This is a genomic window from Pseudomonas sp. ASL4 (assembly GCF_056680395.1).
On record NZ_CM155280.1, the window covers coordinates 5,019,102 to 5,035,463 of the forward strand.

A 16,362-nucleotide genomic window follows, 5' to 3' on the forward strand; every position below is an offset into this window, starting at 1 on the left:
GCAAACCTCCCACAGGGGGTAAGCGTGCTAGCTGTCTTCTTCTATATCGAGCAACAAATTCTCCAGCGCCTCGCGGTACTCACCTGGCTCTTTCCACATCCCCCGCTGCTGCGCCTCGAGCATCCGCTCAGTCATATCACGCAAGGCATGCGGGTTGTGCTCGCGGACAAAATCCCGGGTCGCCGGGTCCAGCAGGTAGGCATCCGCCAGCAACGCGTACTGGTGATCGTCGATCAACTGCGTAGTCGCATCAAAAGCAAACAGGTTATCAACCGTCGCTGCCAGTTCAAAAGCGCCCTTGTAGCCATGCCGTTTGACCCCGTCGATCCACTTCGGATTCGCCGCCCGGGAACGTATCACCCGGTTCAACTCTTCCTTTAACGTGCGGATCTTCGGCAAATCCGGCTGGCTGTGATCGCCGTGATAACTGGCCACCGCTTCGCCGCTGAGGCTTTCCACGGCGGCGAGCATACCGCCCTGGAACTGGTAATAGTCATTGGAATCGAGCAAGTCATGCTCGCGGTTATCCTGATTCTGCAGCACCGCTTGCACCTGGCTCAGGCGCTGGGCGAACTGTTCACGGGCGGCGGTGCCTTCGTCAGAACCGCCATAGGCGTAACCGCCCCAGTTCAGGTACACCTCGGCCAAGTCCTCGCGGCTTTGCCACAGGCGCCCGTCGATGGCGCCCTGCACTCCCGCGCCATAGGCACCGGGTTTCGCCCCAAAAATCCGCCAACCGGCCTGACGCTGGGCCGCGTCTTCATCCAGACCCGAGGCCAGCAACGCTTCACGCTCGGCGCGAACCTTGGCAGCCAACGGATTGAGATCGTCCGGCTCGTCCAGCGCGGCGACTGCTTGTACGGCAGCATCGAACAGCCGGATCAGGTTGGCGAAGGCATCACGAAAGAACCCCGACACCCGCAAGGTCACGTCCACCCGCGGGCGGTCCAGCAAACTCAGCGGCAGGATTTCAAAGTCGTCGACCCGCTGACTGCCCGTCGCCCAGACCGGTCGCACGCCCATCAGCGCCATAGCCTGGGCGATGTCGTCGCCGCCGGTGCGCATGGTCGCCGTGCCCCAGACCGACAGGCCGAGCTGACGCAGGTGATCGCCGTGGTCCTGCAAGTGCCGTTCGAGAATCAGGTTGGCCGACTGGAAGCCGATGCGCCACGCCGTGGTGGTCGGCAGGTTGCGCACGTCCACCGAATAGAAATTGCGCCCGGTGGGCAGTACATCGAGGCGACCGCGACTCGGTGCACCGCTTGGCCCGGCGGGGACGAAACGACCGCTGAGGGCGTCGAGCAAGCCGCGCATTTCCGCGGGGCCGCACGCGTCCAGTCTTGGAGCGACGACTTCGCGGAGGCCGTCGATGATCGCATTCACGTCAGCCCAACCCGCCTCCTGTGGGAGCGAGCCTTTGTGGTGAGGGGGCTTGCCCCCGTTGGGTCGCGAAGCGGCCTCAAAAGACGGGACTGCTGCGCAGTCCAACGGGGGCAAGCCCCCTCGCCACAGAGGCTCGTATCCTAAGGGGCCGGGTTGGGCTTGAGGCTGGTTTAAGGTCTGCGAAATCAGTTGCGCGGCGAACAATTCCAGACGCTCACGGGTATCACCCGCCGTGCGCCAGGCTTCATCGCTCACCTGTTGCAGTTCGGCCGGTCTTGGCCCGGTCCACGGATCGGCCAAAGAGCAATCCAGCGGATCAAAGCCCAGCACAAACGCCTTGGCCAACGCCCGCAGCAAACTCGATTGCGCACCACGCCCGTCACCACGCGGAATCCGCAGCAAGGCCAGCAACGTATCAATGCGTAAACGCCCGGTCGGCGATTCACCGAAGATGTGCAGGCCATCGCGGATCTGCGATTCCTTCAAATCACACAGGTAGGTATCCAGACGCGGCAACCAGATCGCCGCGTCGGCATCGCTATTCAGTTTTTCGTCGAGTTGCAGTTCGCGGTCGATGTGGGTGTCGCGCACCAGTTGCAGGATGTCGCGCTGCAACTCCCGGGCGCGGCGCGGATCGAGCAACTGCGCCTCGTAATACTCGTCCGCCAACAGTTCAAGGTTACGTAGTGGACCGTAGGTTTCGGCCCGGGTCAGCGGCGGCATCAGGTGATCGATGATCACCGCTTGCGTACGCCGCTTGGCCTGCGCGCCCTCGCCCGGGTCGTTGACGATAAACGGATAGATGTTCGGTAGCGGCCCGAGCAACGCGTCCGGCCAGCAGTTTTCCGAGAGCCCGACCCCCTTGCCCGGCAGCCATTCGAGGTTGCCGTGCTTGCCGACGTGGATCACGCCGTGGGCGCCGTAGGTGTTGCGCAACCAGAAATAGAACGCCAGATACCCGTGGGGCGGCACCAGGTCTGGATCGTGATAGACCGCGCTCGGATCGACCTGATAACCCCGGGCTGGCTGGATGCCGACGAAGGTCAGGCCGAAGCGCAAACCCGCAATCATCATCCGTCCGCCACGGAACATCGGATCGTTTTCCGGCGGGCCCCAACGTTCCAGCACCGCTTGGCGATTGGCTTCAGGCAGTGCGTCGAACATCAAAAAGTAGTCGTCCAGCGCCAGACTTTGCATGCATGGGCGCTGGTCGAGGGTGTCGAGGTCATTGCTGACACCACCGAGCAATTGCTGGATCAACGCGGTGCCGCTGTCCGGTAGTTCGGCCGGCAGCGGGTAGCCTTCTTTATACAGCGCACGCAGGATGTTCAGCGCCGCCGCCGGCGTATCGAGACCGACGCCGTTGCCGATGCGACCATCGCGCGTCGGGTAGTTGGCGAGGATCAGCGCGATGCGTTTTTCGCCGTTGGGCACCCGCGCCAGATCGATCCAGCGCCGCGCCAGTTCGGCGACAAAGTCCATGCGCTCAGGTTGCGGCCGGTAGCAGACCACGTCGGACTGACTGCGCTCGCTGCGCCAGGCCAGATCCTTGAAGCTGATCGGCCTGCTGATGATGCGCCCGTCGAGTTCCGGCAGCGCGATGTGCATCGCCAGATCGCGTGGGCCGAGGCCTTGTTCGCTGGCGCGCCAGCCGGGTTCGTTGTCCTGGGCGCAGATCGCCTGGATCACTGGAATGTTGCGGCGAAACGGCCGCAAGTGCGGCGCTTCGGGGCTGGATTGGGCGAAACCGGTGGTGTTGAGAATGACCGCCGCTTCGACTTCGTCCAGCAAGTCCTCGACCACTGTCAGGCAGCCGGGCTCTTTCAAACTGGCCAGCGCTATCGGCAACGGGTTCAGCCCCGCCGCCTGCAAACGCTGGCAGAAAATATCGATGAAACCGGTGTTCGCCGCCTGCAAATGCGAGCGATAGAACAGCACCGCCGCCACCGGTTGATCAGCCTGCCAGTCGGCTTGCCAATCGCTCAGTTCAGCGGGGCTTTTATTCGGGTGGTAGATCGCGGTGCGCGGCAGGGTTTGCGGCTCGGCCCAGGCGTAATCGCGATCCAGCCAGCGATTGGCCAAACAGCGGAAAAAATCCAGGGCGTTGGCCATGCCGCCCTGACGCAGAAACTGCCACAGACGATCGCGGTCTTGCGCGACGACGGTGCTCAAGTCGCTGAGCTCGGGGTCCGGGCGGTCATCGCCGGGCACCAGAATCAGTTGCACACCCCGCTCGGACAGCTCGACGAGCCGCTCGACGCCGTAACGCCAATAGGCGATGCCGCCGTGCAGCGAGATCAAAATCACCTTGGCGTGACGCAGCACTTCGTCGACGTACAAGTCGACCGAAGCGTGATTCTGCACCTGCATCGGGTTAGCGAAGCGCACGCTCGGGTAGTCATCGGGCAACTGCTGCGCCGCTTCGGCGAGCAGCGCCAGGCTGGAATCGCCGCTGCACAGGATCACCAGTTCGGCGGGGGTTTGTCCGAGGTCGGCAATGTTGTCATCCGACACGAAACCGCCGGGCTGGGTCCTAAGCAAATGCATGGCTTAAACGCTGAGCGCGGCGCGCAATTGCGCTTCGAGTTGAGCGGCATCCAGTTCCTGGCCGATCAACACCAAACGGGTGGTGCGCGCTTCTTCGGCGCCCCACTGACGGTCGAAATGCCTGTCGAAACGCGTGCCCACGCCCTGGATCAGCAAGCGCATCGGCTTGTTCGGGATCGCGGCGAAGCCTTTTACGCGCAGGATGCCGTGCTTGACCACCAGTTGGGTCAACGCATCCATCAGCAGGCTTTCGTCGGCTTGCGGCAGCTCGATGGAGATCGAGTCGAAGGCGTCGTGGTCATGATCATCATGGTCGTCATCACCTTCACCGTGGTGATGGTCGTGATGGCTGTGACGGCTGTCGATGTGTTCTTCGGAACCGGCGCCGAGGCCGATCAGCACGTCCAACGGCACGCGGCCGCTGCTGGCTTCGATGATTTTTACTGCGGGCGGCAGTTCTTCGGCGACTTCAAGGCGCACGCGGGCCAGGTCTTCAGGGCTGATCAGGTCAGCCTTGTTGAGGATGACCAGGTCGGCGCTGGCCAGTTGGTCGGCGAACAGTTCGTGCAGCGGCGATTCGTGGTCCAGGTTCGGGTCGAGTTTGCGCTGGGCGTCGACTTGGTCCGGGAACGCGGCAAAGGTGCCGGCGGCCACGGCCGGGCTGTCGACCACGGTGATAACAGCGTCAACGGTGCAGGCGCTGCGGATTTCCGGCCACTGGAAGGCTTGCACCAGTGGTTTTGGCAGGGCCAGGCCCGAGGTTTCGATCAGGATGTGGTCGAGGTCGCCGCGACGGGCCACCAATTCGCGCATCACCGGGAAGAATTCTTCCTGGACGGTGCAGCACAGGCAGCCGTTGGCCAGTTCGTAGACGCGGCCGTTGGCTTCTTCTTCGGTGCAGCCGATGGAGCACTGCTTGAGGATTTCGCCGTCGATGCCCAGCTCGCCAAACTCGTTGACGATTACCGCGATGCGGCGACCTTGCGCGTTGTCGAGCATATGGCGCAGCAAGGTGGTTTTGCCCGAGCCGAGGAAGCCGGTAACGATGGTGACGGGGAGTTTGGCCAGTGTTTTCATCGGATGCCCTTTGGCAAGGTGGCGGGCAAACGGGACGACGACCGCGGCGAAGGATGCGCGGAAGATTTCGCCACCGGATCACCCCGCCCGGTTGTAGTGAGAATTCGTTTCGAGGCAGGTCTCCTGGCTGACGGTGTGCCTGTCGTTAGACTGGCGTTTGCTGCGCCTTCCCGCGGGCTCCATGGCTGGAGCGTGCAGTGGCGTGGCAGCGAACATCACCGTTCACAGTTGCGGGGGCAGCCGCGGCATCGACCGCGTTCCCTTCTTAGCTTCGGCAAACGCCGAAGAACCTCGAAAGCGCAAGGCTACGCATGGTGTGGGGGCGGGTCAATGTTCATGAGACGCTAGCGATCCCCTGTGGCGAGGGAGCTTGCTCCCGCTCGGCGGCGAAGCCGTCGCAAGACTTGCTTGCAACATTTGTCTGAAGGAATGAAGGGGGTCGCTTCGCAACCCAGCGGGAGCAAGCTCCCTCGCCACAAAAGCTAACTGAGAACCCTTGCCAATTGACTCCCCCGCCCCGCCCATGGTCTCCTGTGCGCCTTGTTACGGGTGCCCTTCACAGGGTGAAACGGGAAACCGGTGAATCATGTGCTTTACTCTAAAGCCATGTCAGTCCGGTGCTGCCCCCGCAACGGTAAGCGAGTGAAGAATCAGATCCACTGTGCCAGCAGTTCGGCATGGGAAGGCGATTCTTGCAGGTTCCGGCGTAAGCCTTGACCCCTCGCGAGCCCGGAGACCGGCCCGCAACACAAAGTGACCAGTACGATCACTGAATAACAAACCCGCGGTGGGCGGGCGCTGTTTAAGTCTCTGCGCGCACGCTCGCAGGGGTTTGCATGCGCTCTATTCACCCGCTGACAGACCAGAGGGAAGCGCCATGTCGATCATCAGCAGCACCGACCACAGCACTGCAAGCACCACCACAACCCTGAGCCAACGCCTGACCGCCGCCGCTTGCGCGTCGATCCTCGGCGCGTGCCTGGTGTATTTCGCCGGTTTCTCGCACATCGAAGCGGTGCACAACGCTGCGCACGATACCCGTCACAGCTCCGCGTTCCCGTGCCATTGAGACCTGCTGACATGATCAAGCGTATCGCTCAAACCGCAGGTTTCACCGGGCTGCTCGCCGCCCTGCTGCTGACCCTGCTGCAAAGCTTCTGGGTCGCCCCGCTGATTCTTCAGGCGGAAACCTACGAAAAATCCGAACCTGCCGCCGCTGTAGCTCACGAGCACACCGAAGGCGCCATGGCTGCTCACACCCACGACGCCGAAGCCTGGGAGCCGGAAGACGGCTGGCAGCGCGTGCTGTCGACCACCGGCGGTAACCTGGTAGTCGCGGTTGGTTTTGCGCTGATGCTCGCCGGCCTGTACACCTTGCGTGCACCGACCAAAACCGCTCAAGGCCTGCTCTGGGGCCTGGCCGGTTACGCGACGTTTGTGCTGGCGCCGACCCTCGGTCTGCCGCCGGAACTGCCGGGCACTGCCGCCGCCGATCTGGCGCAACGGCAGATCTGGTGGGTCGGCACTGCGGCTTCTACCGCTGTCGGCATCGCGCTGATCGTGTTCAGCCGTCACTGGCTGATGAAAATCTTCGGGGTGGCGATTCTGGCGGTACCGCATGTAATCGGCGCGCCACAACCGGAAGTCCACTCGATGCTGGCCCCGCAAGCCCTGGAATCTCAGTTCAAAATCGCTTCGCAGTTGACCAACGTGGCGTTCTGGCTGGCCCTGGGCCTGATCAGCGCCTGGTTGTTCCGCCGCAAAAGCGATGGCCAATACCACGCATGACGGATAACAGCGCAGCGCCGACCTTAGTGGTCGGCCTGGGCTGCCAGCGCGGCTGCCCCGCCAGCACGTTGCGGGCGCTGTTGGATCAGGCATTACAGGCGCATCAAATCGAACTTCATGCGATCAAGGCCCTGGCCAGCATCGACCTGAAACGTGATGAGCCTGGCCTGATCGAATTGGCCGCGCAGCTTGGGCTAGAAGTGATGTACTTCAGCAGCGAACAATTGGCCGGTTATCAGCCACAGCTCAGCCACCATTCGCAGATCGCCTTCGAACGCACCGGCTGCTACGGCGTAGCGGAAAGTGCCGCCCTGGCACTCGCCGAACACTTGGCCCAGGCACCGGCGAAGCTGCTGATTCCCAGGCAAAAATACGCTCAGGCCACCCTCGCATTGGCCAGTGCCGCGTAAAAACCCGATAATCCCCACCTTCGATCATGAGCAATCTTCATCTGAAGCCTTGCACAGCCCTTTTTCTCACAGACTCTTTTTTCAAAGGAACGGACGATGACCGTCTACTTCATTGGCGCAGGTCCCGGCGACCCGGAACTGATCACCGTCAAAGGCCAGCGGCTGATTCGCAGCTGCCCGGTGATCATCTATGCCGGCTCCCTGGTGCCGGCTGCCGTGCTGGACGGCCACCAGGCTGAAACGGTGGTCAACAGCGCCGAACTGCACCTGGAACAGATCATCGAACTGATCAAAACCGCCCACGCCAAGGGGCAGGATGTGGCCCGTGTTCATTCGGGCGATCCGAGCCTGTATGGCGCTATTGGCGAGCAGATTCGTTACCTTCGTGAACTCGATATACCGTTCGAAATCATCCCGGGCGTCACGGCTACCGCCGCCTGCGCTGCGCTACTGGGCGCCGAACTGACCTTACCGGACATCTCGCAAAGCGTGATCCTGACCCGTTACGCCGACAAAACCGCGATGCCGGCCGGCGAAGAGCTAGGCAGCCTGGCGCAACACGGGGCGACCATGGCGATTCATTTAGGGGTCAATCATCTGGAGAAGATCCTCGCCGAATTGCTGCCGCATTACGGCGCCGACTGCCCGATTGCGGTGATTCACCGCGCGACCTGGCCGGATCAGGATTGGGTGGTGGGGACGCTGGCGGACATTGCCGCAAAGGTCGAGGCCAAAGGGTTTCGGCGTACGGCGTTGATACTGGTGGGTCGGGTGTTGGGCAGCGATCAATTTAGTGAATCGTCGCTGTATCGCGCGGGGCATGCGCATCTCTACAGGCCCTGAGTTCACACACAACCCTGTGGCGAGGGGGCTTGCCCCCGTTGGGCTGCGAAGCGGCCCCAGCATTTTAGGTCTTGCGACGGCTTCGCCGCCGAACGGGGGCAAGCCCCCTCGCCACAGGTCATGGCAGCCATAGGAAAATCGACCACCCATAAAAAAACGGCGCTCACGGGGCGCCGTTTTTTATGTCGCAGCGAACACCTTACTCAGTAGTAGGCGTTTTCTTTCTGCGTGTGGTCAGTCACGTCGCGTACACCCTTGAGCTCGGGAATGCGCTCGAGCAAGGTGCGCTCGATGCCTTCGCGCAAGGTGACGTCCGCCTGGCCGCAGCCCTGGCAACCGCCGCCGAACTTAAGAACGGCGATGCCGTCCTCGACCACATCAATCAGACTAACCTGACCGCCGTGGCTCGCGAGCCCCGGGTTGATTTCGGTTTGCAGGTAGTAGTTGATGCGCTCGTTGACCGGGCTGTCAGCGTTGACCATCGGAACTTTGGCGTTTGGCGCCTTGATGGTCAGTTGGCCGCCCATGCGGTCGGTGGCGTAGTCGACAACCGCATCGTCCAGGAAGGCTTCGCTGAACGAGTCGATGTAAGCGGTGAAGCTTTTGAGCCCCAACGCAGTGTCTTCAGGTTTTTCTTCGCCCGGCTTGCAGTAGGCAATGCAGGTTTCGGCGTACTGGGTGCCAGGCTGGGTGATAAAGACGCGGATGCCGATGCCCGGGGTGTTCTGCTTGGAGAGCAGATCAGCCAGATAATCGTGGGCGGCGTCAGTGATGGTAATAGCGGTCATGGAAACTCCTCGCAGGCTTGGGCGCAGTTTACGCCAATCATCGCGCCGCACAAAGTCCTAGTATTTTTGTCGGGAAAGAGCTTGCACGGGCTGAGCAACTGTTTCGCCGTCGATCCAGGCTTTAAGCCACCGATAGCTGCGTTTTTCCACCCATTCGTAACTTGCCCAGGAAGCCACGCCAATGGTGGCCGCGCAAACGGCAAACATGACGTAAGGATTCACATCGTACTGTTGTGCGATAAATCCGCCGGCCGACAGCACCAGCACATGCATCAAGTAGACCGAGTAGGAACAATTACCGAGCAGTTCGAACACCCGATTGTTCTTGAAATAACGTTCCAGCGCGATGCACGCCATCACCAACACGGCACTCGGCAAACCCCAGGCCAGCAGTCGCGGTGCCGGCGGCAGATGATAAATCGTCAGTAAGGCACCAGCGATCCCCAGCAGCGGCAGCCATAAACCGGGCTTGATCCAACCCTTGCGGTAGACCATGCCAATGGCAATCCCCAGCAGAAACTCATAAACGATGTCGGATCGGTAGAACTGGCTGATCCAGCCATAACCGGTCCAGGCCTGGCACACCGCGAACAGCAGCGCCGCGACGATCAGCAACCTGACCTGCAAGCGAAACAGCAGTGCCCAGGCGAACAGCAGGTAAAACAGCATTTCGTAATTCAGCGTCCAACCGACATTGAGCGTCGGATAAATCCCGTAGCCGCCGGGGTTTTGCGTAGGAATGAACAACAGCGACAGCAGGAAATGCGACCAGTCGACCGTCTGATCCGGCAACACCGGTTGAGCGAACACCACCACCAGCGCCATCAGCACCGTGTACAGCCAGTACGCCGGGACGATGCGGCACATTCGATACAGCAGAAACCGCGCCGGCGGCAGCGACTTGGCCTCGGTGGACAGGAAGATCACCAGACCGCTGATGACGAAGAAGATGTCGACGCCCACGGCGCCCTTGTCGATAAACGCCTGCCCCACCGGCCCGCGAGCCTTGAAGTCGAAGAAAATCTGCATGAAATGGTGGCAGACCACCGCCCAGGCTGCGATGGCGCGCAGCGCTTGTACAGAAATCAACATCGACGGCCCTCCAATCGAAATTCACAAACCACCGCAAGCCCCCTGTAGGAGCAAAGCTTGCTCGCGAAAGCGGCGCGTCAGTCAACATCATTGTTGAATGTACCGCCGCCTTCGCGAGCAAGCTTCGCTCCTACCGGTGGGACAGTGATTGGTCTTTAAAGGTCGATCAAAGATTCTCGTAGCGGTTCATGTCCAGCACGCCCTCTTCCACCGGGTCAGTTTCGTGGATGTACGTGCTCAGGTCGCGGAAGTAGAACCAGAACTGCGGATGACTGCGCCGAACACCCCAGCGTTCAACGATCCTCTCGAAGCTGTCAGCGTCCTTCGACCTTTCCATCGCATCGACAAACTCAGGCACCTGCTCGGCCGGAATGTTGAACATGAAGTTCGGATAACTGCTGAGCACACCTGGGTAAATGGTCAACGTGTCGAGCCCCGGCTGATAACGCAGGGATTCACCGAGTATGAATGCCACGTTGCTGTGGGCACGGTTGCGCAGCAGGCTGTAGATCTCGCGTTTGCCGCTTGCGGTTTCGATACGCAACATCGTCGCTTCCGGCAACTGATCAATGACCTTCAAACCCGCTGCAGGACGCGAAGTCAGGCGACTCAAGGCTTGTTCGGCGTTCTGCAACGCCGGGTCGATGTTCGGCCGCGAGCAATACGCACCATCGCAACGGTTAATCGGATCCGGCGTGGCGTTGAGGTCGCCGTAACGGGCCAGCAATTGCATGGCGAAATCCCGTTTCGGGTCTTTTTCGTCGAGTGTCAGCGCGCTGGGCTTGTCGTTGTCGATGGACTCGTAATCCAGCCACATCTTGAACTTGCCGCCGCTCTGATACCAATCGTCGAGGTAGTCGTTGCGCGAATCGGCCGGCATCAAACGCAGGAAGTTCTGCTCGGCGCCGTTACGGATCAGGTCGAAATACAGCCGCGTCTGGGCCTGATGGGAGACGTTGCCAAACACGTCGAAATTCACCGCCAACTGGTAATACGTGCGTTCCAGCAACGGGAAGTCGAACAGCCACATGGTTTGCGGCACGTCACCGATCAGGCCTTTGTTCACCGAGGCACTGTCGAAGTGGCGGAAGATCGTCAGCAACGCGTTGTCGTTACCGGCCCACAGCGTCGACCAGCTCGGCGCCGGCGCCTCGGCGTAGCTGTCCCGGCGCAGGGCTTCGTATTCGTTGCGTTTGTTGCGGTAGTCATGCCACAGGCTCAACACGCTGCCGACGTCGTCGTTCTGCCCCGGCATTGCCAGCAGCGGCGTGGCCTTGCCGCGATAGTTCGGATCGGTGATGTAGAGGTCGTGTTCCGGGGCCTGGAACAGTGCCCAGAAGTTGTCGCGAATCACATCTGTAGCGATCTGCCCACGGCATACCGGACCGCGAATAAAGGTGCGCACGAAGTACTCGGCGTTATCGAGCATGAACTGATAACGCGCCTGGGCCGGGATAGCCTCAAACGTGGTGAACGGATTGGCCCGGCGCTCCGGGCCGTAACCCGGTAAGGCGTTGACCTGCCAATTGCCGCTGAAAAACAGGCTTTTGGCCCGGGACAGCTTCGCCGCGCTCAACGGATAAGTGATGTGGGTCTTCTGCACGATCACGCCTTGCACCGGCCACAACCGGTAATAAATCTGCGTGCCCGGATCGTCGTTCGGCCGGCGGGTATTGATCAGGTCGATCGGCTGGCCGGTCGGCGTGCGCGAACGCACCCACTGGAAAAAATGCCCCGGCTCGCCATCCTTGAAGTAGATATGCGCCAGGAACAAGTGTTCAAACAACCAGCGCCCGACCAGGCTGCCACGAGCGCCCGGTGCGTTGAGCAGATTTTCCCACTGCACCACTTGCAGCGCTTCCCTGGCGCTGGGCACCAGGCCTTGTTCATCAATCGGCGCACCGGCGGCGAGCCAGCGTTGCAGGGTCTGGTACTGCTGATTTGTCAGGCCGGTCACCGCCAGCGGCATGCCTTCTTTCGGGTGCGCGCCGGCATAACCATCGAACTCCGCCGGCATGGCGCACATGTTTTCCCGATTCAGGCCCAGCACGATGTCTTCCGGCAACTTGGCGTTAGGCGTTAGCGGGGTTTTGTGGCCCAGCTCAAGCATCCGTGCCATCAACGCTGCCTGGCTGCCTTGGGCGTCGAGGACCGAATAGAAGTCCTTGTGCTGCCAGGCCAGTTTACCGAAGGCGTCATAGAAGAGTCGGGTTGGCGAGGATGCGACGCTGCGCTCGCCGTCGTAGACCGCAATCTTGGTCGCGCCGCGGGCCGCCCCTTCACCGCTGCCCAGATTGAGCTGACAGGCGGCGTCGTAGCACGCGTGGCAGGCCACGCACTTTTCGGTGAAGATCGGTTGAATATCTCGGGTATAGGAAATGGCGGGACTTTGCGCATCGGCGCCCCAGCTTGAAAGCAGCAATAGAATGCTGACAACGACGCGATACGACATATCCCTGGTCCCAATCCTGTAAAAACGCCGCGATTCTACCGGTCCAGACCTGCCACCAACATGAACGATATTCATGCAAAACCTTGGCATGCTCTAAAAGCGCACAGGTTTGCTATTATCCCGGCCCTTCGTCATGGCCTTACCGAGTAGTCCAAATGTCCGATCGCAGCGTTCGCCTTCAAGCTCTCAAGCACGCCCTTAAAGAGCGCATCCTGATTCTCGATGGCGGCATGGGCACGATGATCCAGAGCTACAAGCTCGAAGAGCAAGATTACCGTGGCAAGCGCTTTGCCGATTGGCCGAGCGATGTGAAAGGCAACAACGACCTGTTGGTGTTGACCCGCCCGGACGTGATTGGTGCCATCGAAAAGGCGTACCTGGATGCCGGCGCCGACATTCTGGAAACCAACACCTTCAACGCCACCCAGGTTTCCCTGGCCGACTACGGCATGCAGGGCCTGGCGTATGAGTTAAACGTAGAAGGCGCACGCCTGGCGCGCAAGATTGCCGACGCCAAGACCCTCGAAACCCCGGAAAAACCGCGCTTCGTCGCCGGCGTGATCGGGCCGACCAGTCGCACCTGCTCGCTGTCCCCGGACGTGAACAACCCCGGCTACCGCAACGTGACCTTCGACGAACTGGTGGAAAACTACACCGAGGCCACCAAAGGCCTGATCGAAGGTGGCGCCGACCTGATCCTGATCGAAACCATCTTCGACACCTTGAATGCCAAAGCCGCGATCTTCGCCGTGCAAGGGGTTTTCGAAGAGCTGGGCATCGAGTTGCCGATCATGATCTCCGGCACTATCACCGACGCCTCCGGCCGCACCCTCTCCGGCCAGACCACTGAAGCGTTCTGGAACTCAGTGGCCCACGCCAAGCCGATCTCGGTCGGCCTGAACTGCGCCCTCGGCGCCAGCGAATTGCGTCCGTACCTGGAAGAGCTGTCGAACAAGGCAGGTACCCACGTTTCCGCGCACCCGAACGCCGGCCTGCCGAACGAATTCGGCGAGTACGACGAATTGCCGTCGGAAACCGCCAAGGTCATCGAAGAATTCGCCCAAAGCGGCTTCCTGAATATCGTCGGCGGTTGCTGCGGCACCACGCCGGGCCACATCGAAGCCATCGCCAAAGCCGTGGCCGGTTATGCACCGCGTGAAATTCCGGAGATCCCGAAAGCTTGCCGCTTGTCGGGCCTGGAACCGTTCACCATTGATCGCAGCTCGTTGTTCGTCAACGTCGGCGAGCGGACCAACATCACCGGTTCCGCCAAGTTCGCCCGTCTGATCCGTGAAGACAACTACACCGAAGCCCTGGAAGTCGCCTTGCAACAGGTCGAAGCCGGCGCCCAGGTGATCGACATCAACATGGACGAAGGGATGCTCGATTCGAAGAAGGCCATGGTGACCTTCCTCAATTTGATTGCCGGTGAACCGGACATCTCCCGCGTACCGATCATGATCGACTCCTCCAAGTGGGAAGTGATCGAAGCCGGCCTGAAATGCATCCAGGGCAAGGGCATCGTCAACTCGATCAGCATGAAGGAAGGCGTCGAACAGTTCATTCATCACGCCAAACTGTGCAAACGCTACGGCGCCGCAGTTGTCGTGATGGCGTTCGACGAAGCCGGCCAGGCCGACACCGAAGCGCGCAAGAAAGAAATCTGCAAACGCTCCTACGACATTCTGGTCAACGAAGTCGGCTTCCCGCCGGAAGACATCATCTTCGACCCGAACATCTTCGCCGTGGCCACCGGCATCGAAGAACACAACAACTACGCTGTGGACTTCATCAATGCCTGCGCCTACATCCGCGACGAACTGCCGTACGCGCTGACCTCTGGCGGCGTGTCCAACGTGTCGTTCTCGTTCCGCGGCAACAACCCGGTGCGTGAGGCGATCCACTCGGTGTTCCTGCTGTATGCGATCCGTAACGGCCTGACCATGGGGATTGTCAACGCCGGCCAACTGGAGATCTACGACCAGATCCCGGCCGAACTGCGTGACGCCGTGGAAGACGTGGTGCTCAACCGCACCCCGGAAGGCACCGACGCCCTCCTCGCCATCGCCGACAAGTACAAGGGCGACGGCAGCGTCAAGGAAGCCGAGACCGAAGAGTGGCGCGGCTGGCCCGTCAACAAGCGTCTGGAGCACGCGCTGGTCAAAGGCATTACCACGCACATTGTTGAAGACACCGAAGAATCCCGTCAGTCGTTCGCCCGTCCGATTGAAGTGATCGAAGGCCCGCTGATGTCGGGCATGAACATCGTCGGCGACCTGTTCGGCGCTGGCAAAATGTTCCTGCCGCAAGTGGTGAAATCCGCCCGCGTGATGAAGCAGGCTGTCGCGCACCTGATCCCGTTCATTGAACTGGAGAAAGGCGACAAGCCGGAAGCCAAGGGCAAGATCCTCATGGCCACGGTCAAGGGCGACGTGCACGACATCGGCAAGAACATCGTTGGCGTGGTGCTGGGTTGCAACGGCTACGACATCGTCGACCTCGGCGTGATGGTGCCGGCGGAGAAGATCCTGCAGGTGGCCAAGGAGCAGAAGTGCGACATCATCGGTTTGTCCGGTCTGATCACGCCTTCGCTGGATGAAATGGTCCACGTGGCCCGCGAGATGCAGCGTCAGGACTTCCACCTGCCGTTGATGATCGGTGGCGCGACCACTTCGAAAGCGCACACCGCGGTGAAGATCGAGCCGAAGTACAGCAACGACGCGGTGATCTACGTCACCGACGCCTCCCGCGCCGTGGGCGTGGCGACGCAATTGCTGTCCAAGGAATTGAAGCCGGCGTTTGTCGAGAAGACGCGCCTGGAATACATCGAAGTCCGCGAGCGCACCGCCAACCGCAGCGCCCGCACCGAACGCTTGAGCTACCCGGCGGCCATCGCCAAGAAGCCGCAGTTCGACTGGAGCACTTACGCGCCGGTCAAGCCGACCTTCACCGGTTCTCGTGTGTTGGACAATATTGACCTGAAGGTGCTGGCCGAATACATCGACTGGACGCCGTTCTTTATCTCCTGGGACCTGGCCGGCAAGTTCCCGCGCATCCTCGAAGACGAAGTGGTCGGTGAAGCCGCCACCGCGCTGTACGCCGATGCCAAGGAAATGCTCGCCAAGCTGATCGACGAGAAACTGATCAGCGCCCGCGCGGTGTTCGGCTTCTGGCCGGCCAACCAGGTGCGCGACGATGACATCGAAGTCTACGGCGATGACGGCAAACCGCTGGCGAAGCTGCATCACCTGCGTCAACAGATCATCAAGACTGACGGCAAGCCGAACTTCTCCCTAGCCGACTTTGTGGCGCCTAAAGACAGCGAAGTGACCGACTACGTGGGTGGTTTCATTACTACCGCTGGGATCGGCGCCGAAGAAGTGGCCAAGGCTTATCAGGACGCAGGCGACGATTACAACTCGATCATGGTCAAGGCCCTGGCCGACCGTTTGGCCGAGGCCTGCGCCGAGTGGCTGCACCAACAGGTGCGCAAAGAACACTGGGGTTACGCCAAGGACGAGACGCTGGACAACGAGGCGTTGATCAAAGAGCAATACACCGGCATCCGCCCTGCTCCCGGCTACCCGGCCTGCCCGGATCACACCGAGAAAGGCACGCTGTTCGCCCTGCTCGACCCTGAGGCCAGCGAAATGCACGCCGGTCGCAGCGGCGTGTTCCTCACCGAACACTACGCGATGTTCCCGGCGGCAGCAGTCAGCGGCTGGTACTTCGCCCACCCGCAGGCGCAGTACTTTGCCGTGGGCAAGATCGACAAGGACCAGGTGCAGAGCTACACGTCGCGCAAGGGGCAGGAATTGAGCGTGACTGAACGCTGGTTGGCGCCTAACTTGGGTTACGACAACTAAGCCTCACGGACTGGCCACAGCACAGTGGCCAACACAAATACCCTGTGGGAGCGGGCTTGCTCGCGAAAGCGGTGTGACAGTCAGCGATGATGTTGAATGTGATGGACCCTTCGCGG

Annotated in this window: 10 protein-coding genes and 2 riboswitches; of the genes, 5 read left to right on the forward strand and 5 right to left on the reverse strand. The window is 61.0% G+C overall.

Features of this window, described 5'->3' with window-relative positions; genetic code table 11:
* Positions 1 to 27: 27 nt before the first annotated feature.
* On the reverse strand, positions 28 to 3,930 hold the full coding sequence (gene cobN / locus AC1MEW_RS22660) for a cobaltochelatase subunit CobN (protein WP_480423717.1): 3,903 nt from the start codon (positions 3,928 to 3,930) through the stop codon (positions 28 to 30).
* 3 nt (positions 3,931 to 3,933) lie between these two features.
* Complete coding sequence (gene cobW / locus AC1MEW_RS22665; protein WP_201203270.1) at positions 3,934 to 5,007, reverse strand: cobalamin biosynthesis protein CobW; 1,074 nt, start codon at positions 5,005 to 5,007, stop codon at positions 3,934 to 3,936.
* A 96-nt stretch (positions 5,008 to 5,103) separates the two neighbouring features.
* A riboswitch (cobalamin riboswitch) is annotated at positions 5,104 to 5,316 on the reverse strand.
* Positions 5,317 to 5,537: 221 nt separating this feature from the next.
* Positions 5,538 to 5,766, forward strand: a riboswitch (cobalamin riboswitch).
* A gap of 118 nt (positions 5,767 to 5,884) precedes the next feature.
* Between cobW and AC1MEW_RS22670 the strand changes: the two genes are divergently transcribed.
* From AC1MEW_RS22670 to cobM, 4 genes are all read left to right on the forward strand, one after another.
* A complete protein-coding gene (locus AC1MEW_RS22670) occupies positions 5,885 to 6,076 on the forward strand; it encodes a CbtB domain-containing protein (RefSeq protein ID WP_480423718.1) in 192 nt (63 codons plus the stop codon).
* 11 nt (positions 6,077 to 6,087) lie between these two features.
* A complete protein-coding gene (locus AC1MEW_RS22675) occupies positions 6,088 to 6,795 on the forward strand; it encodes a CbtA family protein (protein WP_201203267.1) in 708 nt (235 codons plus the stop codon).
* Positions 6,792 to 7,205 (forward strand): cobalamin biosynthesis protein, encoded by a 414-nt coding sequence (locus tag AC1MEW_RS22680; protein WP_480423719.1) that lies wholly within the window; start codon positions 6,792 to 6,794, stop codon positions 7,203 to 7,205. Before AC1MEW_RS22675 ends, AC1MEW_RS22680 begins: the two co-directional genes overlap by 4 nt.
* Before the next feature lie 96 nt (positions 7,206 to 7,301).
* The gene (gene cobM, locus AC1MEW_RS22685; RefSeq protein WP_201203263.1) at positions 7,302 to 8,048 is read left to right on the forward strand and encodes a precorrin-4 C(11)-methyltransferase; all 747 of its coding nucleotides are present in this window, start codon (positions 7,302 to 7,304) and stop codon (positions 8,046 to 8,048) included.
* Between the two features lie 203 nt (positions 8,049 to 8,251).
* Here cobM and nfuA read toward each other — a convergent pair whose 3' ends face one another.
* From nfuA to AC1MEW_RS22700, 3 genes are all read right to left on the reverse strand, one after another.
* Positions 8,252 to 8,836 (reverse strand): Fe-S biogenesis protein NfuA, encoded by a 585-nt coding sequence (gene nfuA / locus AC1MEW_RS22690; RefSeq protein WP_007898222.1) that lies wholly within the window; start codon positions 8,834 to 8,836, stop codon positions 8,252 to 8,254.
* A gap of 57 nt (positions 8,837 to 8,893) precedes the next feature.
* Positions 8,894 to 9,928, reverse strand: coding sequence for an acyltransferase family protein (locus tag AC1MEW_RS22695; protein ID WP_201203261.1), 1,035 nt, complete (start codon positions 9,926 to 9,928; stop codon positions 8,894 to 8,896).
* A 166-nt stretch (positions 9,929 to 10,094) separates the two neighbouring features.
* Entirely contained in the window at positions 10,095 to 12,380 is a 2,286-nt protein-coding gene (locus AC1MEW_RS22700) for a fatty acid cis/trans isomerase (protein ID WP_480423720.1), read from the reverse strand.
* A gap of 155 nt (positions 12,381 to 12,535) precedes the next feature.
* On the opposite strand from AC1MEW_RS22700, the gene metH reads away from it, so the two are divergent.
* Positions 12,536 to 16,246 (forward strand): methionine synthase, encoded by a 3,711-nt coding sequence (gene metH, locus AC1MEW_RS22705; RefSeq protein WP_323570280.1) that lies wholly within the window; start codon positions 12,536 to 12,538, stop codon positions 16,244 to 16,246.
* Positions 16,247 to 16,362: the final 116 nt, after the last annotated feature.